Genomic DNA, 4,656 nt, shown 5'->3' with positions numbered 1-4,656 from the left:
TATTAGGTCGATACCTGCCCATTGAAGCCTTACAAATTCTCTGGCTGAATATGCTCAACTCCATCACGATGACCGTTCCCCTTTCCTTTGAACCCAAATCTCCACGGGTCATGGAGAAGCCACCGCGTAACCCCACTGAATCGCTCTTATCGCGCGATCGCATCAAACGAATTGTCATCGTTGCCATTTATAACTGGATTGTCATTTTTGGAATGTTTGAATGGTCATTCCGAACCTATCCCGACCAACTCCCATTAGCCCGAACCATCGCTGTTCAATCCTTAGTTTCCGGTCGAATCTTTTATTTATTAAGTATTAGCCAATTATTGCCCAATTTAATCGCCAAAATGAAGGGAACCCTCAATTCAAAAGTGGGTGCATCCGCCATTATCGGAGGAATTATTGGGGCGATCATCCTGCAAATTCTCTTCTCCCAAGTTCCCCTACTCAACCGCATTTTCCAAACTGCACCCTTAGATGCAACCCAATGGTTAATCTGTCTAGCTGCCGGATTACCCATGATTCCCGTCGCCCTCCTAGTCAACCGCCTAGACCCCCCAAACTAACCCCGGTTTAACGTTACGTCAGTCGTTCCCACAAAAACCCTGATCGCCTCACCCTGTCAACACTCAGGAGGCGATCGGGGTTTAATTTTTGCCAACCCATGCATAATTCAGCAACCCCTAAAACTAGCAGGTTGCCATAGATAATGGCGACCTATTAAATCCAGTTGATTTGGTCTGATTTACGCGATAAAATCCTCCGTAATGCTAGATTCTTTTAGGGATACTCTCACTCGAAAGTGAGTGCCAGGAGGCGGACTAAACCTCAATTGAATCAAGTTGTCTTGACCTTCTCCACTGCGATCGCTTCTCGATTCAGCTTCTCGGATAGTTTCTTCTGATGCTGATAGAACGCTCAATTTTAAATGGGGGGGTAACTGACCGGGTGAAGTCGGTTGTACTTGTAGATATATCCCCAATTTGTCATCATTCTTGGGCATAATTGCCACAATTAGCGCCATAGAATGACCTTGTAAATACATTCCCCAATCGAGGTATCGGGCTTTTTTGATGCCAGCTTGGGGATGCCCGGGACTAATTTTACCTAAACTGAGTGCAGCTTGCCAAAGGGTTTCTTCATCCCGGGCGGTATGCAACAATTGGGTTAAGGCATCGATCGCCTCAGAATTACCAAATGCAAGTTGTCCTAATACTCCTGCGGCATGACGACGAGTTTGCTCTAATTCATCCGGTTGCAACAAGCGAATCACCGGGGCGATCGCCTGGATTGTCTCACTTTTTCCGCGCACAGCGATCGGGGGTACAAACAATGCCTCAAAATCTTGCCATTCCCCAGAAATCGCCTCTAGTCCTTCCTCCGTAACCTGATGTAACCATTGTCTTAACTCCTGCAAGGGTTGATTTGAGGCAACTTCCGGGACTTTCCCCATCCGGCGATCGCCCAGTTGTTGCTGCCACTCCTGATTATCCAACAAAGCGGCCCAGGTTTCAAACGGAATTTCCCCTTGCAGTCTGGGGGAATAAATAGACGGATTCCCCAAAATTTGCACCCATTTTTTAGCTTCTACTTCCGATAGCACAGGTAAGGGTGGAATGGGTGCTCGCACCTGGAGTCCCCGAGTTATTTCCATAACCGTTAATTCCGGGATAAAGTCGGTCATTTCCAACCCATAAATTCGCGTATTTGCATCATAATTTCCTTCAGTTTTAATCTGTTGATGAGTAGCAAATCCAACCACTTCTATCCAGCAGTTATCTTCATCCCCATCCAAGCTGACAATGATCGGAAGATAATAATCTCCTAACCAGTTTGGATGGTCTACCCACTCCTGGGGAACTTCTACCGATTCTGACTCTATTTCATCCATTGGAATGAGGATAAATCGAGTTAAATCTAGCTCAATTGCAGTGCCATTGACCAATTCTAAACTTTGAACCATTTGTTCTGCTTTGGGCCAAATGCAGGGGGCTGGTAATCCTTCCTCTCGCGCCCATTCTTCAAACCAGGGTAAGAGAGTTTTTAGGGTTAGCCAATTGAGATAAGCTTGATACCGAGTGATTGTATTGGAGTGGCGATCGGCCATCTGCCAAGCCTCTTCTTGGTGATCAGGGGCAATTTTGAATCGCATTCTTTCAGGATAGGTTTTAATTGGGGGCTGATTACATTCATTATTTATAAAGTTCATGATTTATTTCTCCTTAATCCGATTTGTGTAAGTTTTTCAACCATTCGTCTGTCAATTGGGCGATATGCTGTCCTTCAAAATTCCCGAACTGAGACATTTCCAATACCTCGGAAAGTTTCTGATTTAAGTAAGTTTCTAGTTGACAGATTCCTTCCCAAATTAAGTGATGCACCCTTGCTTCATCCAGTCCTACTCTCGCGGCTATCTTGTCCAGAGGGATGCGATGGTTGTAGGAAAGTTTCAAAATTTTCTGGATATCAGGAGACAGTAAATTAAAACCTTGATTGAGTAGTTGGCTTAAGGCGGATGTGTAAAAATCATAGAGCCATTTTTCTACATACTTCTTTATCCAATTCTCTAGGGTAGTGAATAAACATTTATGCAATTGAGTTTCAATGTTACTCAGCCTAGATTGGACCTGATCCGTCGTCAGTCCGAGGCGATCGCCAATTTGTTGGATGTTTATTTTTTGCCCATACCGTAAGGACAATAGCTCTCGGTCCTCAGACTTCAGGGTCTTGATAGCTTCTACTAACGATTGATCAATCATATCTTCCCGATTAGGCGATAAAATTTTTTTCTGTAACCACCCTTGCAGATAGTCAATCGCCCTCTCTTCCGGTTGACTTAATTGAGTTAAAGCACTCAAAAGACAGGTTTTATAGGTCTTAAGTTTGCGATTCACACTAGATTGATTAATCCCTCGCAACTCACCAATCTGTTGTTGCGTGAGTCCGATTCCATATCTCAACAGAAGAATCCGATCTTTATCAATCAATACCAGGCGATCGCCCAGTTGAACTTCGAGAATACTACGGCATCCTCTGAGTGCGGTTTCAAATAACTCAGGAATGCGATTGATCTGACTCCCGGGAGAATCCGGGAAGTCTCCTTCAGACCCTTCCTCCAGGATAGCGTCTTCCAATTCAGTTTTGGGGTCGGGTATTTCGAGTCCCGGTTGTTCCGGAAGCGGTTCAATCGAAATCAGCTCATTTTCCCGTCGTCTTTTATCTTTTAACGCCTTCAGACAACCGTGAATCCAAGATTCAATCTGTTCCGCATTACTCGGCGGATTTACTGCCACTTCTGGCAAAGCAGAACGCAAGAGTCGCTGGTCATTATAAAACTTCGCCGTTTCAGCAAAATCTTCCGATTGAGGTGCAGGCCAAATTTCCCCGGGTCTTCTGCACCCTCCATTAATCCGATTAGCTATATAAACTTTTTTAAAAGTTTTTCGGGCTAATAAAATTTGGAAAACTTGGGTTTGTTTGACGCCAATGAATTCCAAAGATTCAACTATTTCATAGTCTGGTGCTTTACACAATAACCGCCATGAAGAGTACCGACCTACATCAATTTCCGATTTAATATTTCGCATTAAAATCGATTGTAAATAGGTGGAAAATTTTGCGGGTCCATTCGGTTGATATTTTCTTAAAACTTCGGCTAATTTATCATGTTTTTGTAGCCAGAGTCGGGCGATGGTCAAGGCATCTTCCCATAAGATTTGAGAATGTTTATCCACGATGGAACGCGCCGCGTTGTGGCAAATCGGTTCATAATAACTGGCTAAATGCTGAAATGCCAGTTGTTGGCGATCGCGGGGTTCCCACCCTTGGGGGGGCAGGGGATCTAGGGCGAGGGTGATCCAGAACTGTTCTAACGCCGTGCCATCTTCGCCGCGATCGCACAAGTCGGCAAAGTTCGGGTCTTGGGCTGTATATAACTGAATATTGCGCCGTAAACGCGGTTCAGTTTTCCATTCCAGCACCCAGCGCCCCCCTTCGTGATTTGACCTGAGATAGGTGGAAAATTGGTTGACGTTAGGGGAACGCCGGGGTGGGTTAGGAATCGGGTTGGGGTTCGATGGACTTAACATTCTCGTTCTCGGTTCGCAAAGAGTCAACTCACGGAAATCCGTCGTTTCAGGGTTCTAAAGATTTACTAGGGCAGTCCATCGCCAATTATGCAAAAATGCTCCGCATCGGAATCGTAGCGGTTAGCAATCGGGTTCCTGCACCGGATTGATGGCGGATTGGCAGCGATTGGGTCAAGAAACTCCTTTGCCGGACCCCGAAAGGGAAAACTAATCTGTTGCCGATCTCACAAAAGATGCATATTTTCCCGCAATCCATCCTAATAAAAACTGTAGAGGGCGATCGCCTCTGGAGGGGGAGTGGCGATCAATAAAGTTCCTCGGGCTCAAACGCCCCTAGTGCGATCGGTATCGTTGATGGGAGGATGGCATCGAGTGAGGTTCTATTGGTTCCAACGGGTGTTTGGCAAACTGTTTTTTTCCCGCAGAAATGGCATGGGTCCTAAAAGCGCTGAGATTGAGTCAGGACGGATGGCAGAGGAGTCTCAGCAATTGGCGATCGTGGATGAAACCATTGTCCCCTATTTTGGGGGACGGGTCCGGTTTCAGAGTTCCTGGTGGCCTGCCTTAT

Annotated in this window: 4 protein-coding genes and 1 pseudogene; 3 read left to right on the top strand and 2 right to left on the bottom strand. The window is 45.7% G+C overall.

The window, feature by feature from the left end; genetic code table 11:
- Positions 1-566, top strand: a 566-nt coding sequence (locus J0895_RS09345) for a cation transporting ATPase C-terminal domain-containing protein (protein ID WP_207087835.1), incomplete at its 5' end; no start/stop codon positions are given.
- A gap of 179 nt (positions 567-745) precedes the next feature.
- On the opposite strand, the gene J0895_RS09340 is transcribed toward J0895_RS09345, so the two are convergent.
- Both J0895_RS09340 and J0895_RS09335 read right to left on the bottom strand, forming a co-directional pair.
- The gene (locus J0895_RS09340) at positions 746-2,209 is read right to left on the bottom strand and encodes a DUF1822 family protein (RefSeq protein ID WP_207087834.1); all 1,464 of its coding nucleotides are present in this window, start codon (positions 2,207-2,209) and stop codon (positions 746-748) included.
- 13 nt (positions 2,210-2,222) lie between these two features.
- Positions 2,223-4,088: a sigma factor-like helix-turn-helix DNA-binding protein gene (locus tag J0895_RS09335; RefSeq protein ID WP_207087833.1), complete on the bottom strand. Its 1,866-nt coding sequence runs from the start codon at positions 4,086-4,088 to the stop codon at positions 2,223-2,225.
- Here J0895_RS09335 and J0895_RS09330 point away from each other — a divergent pair.
- Together J0895_RS09330 and J0895_RS09325 are read left to right on the top strand one after the other, a co-directional pair.
- Positions 4,076-4,237, top strand: a complete 162-nt coding sequence (locus J0895_RS09330; protein ID WP_207087832.1) for a hypothetical protein — start codon at positions 4,076-4,078, stop codon at positions 4,235-4,237. The genes J0895_RS09335 and J0895_RS09330 overlap by 13 nt on opposite strands.
- 148 nt (positions 4,238-4,385) lie before the next feature.
- Positions 4,386-4,656, top strand: a pseudogene (locus tag J0895_RS09325) (hypothetical protein); the annotation flags it as partial.

The organism is Phormidium pseudopriestleyi FRX01, assembly GCF_017313335.1.
GTDB lineage: Bacteria > Cyanobacteriota > Cyanobacteriia > Cyanobacteriales > Laspinemataceae > Laspinema > Laspinema pseudopriestleyi.
Note: the sequence above shows the minus strand (reverse complement) of the source record. Positions and strands in the feature narration are given on the sequence as shown.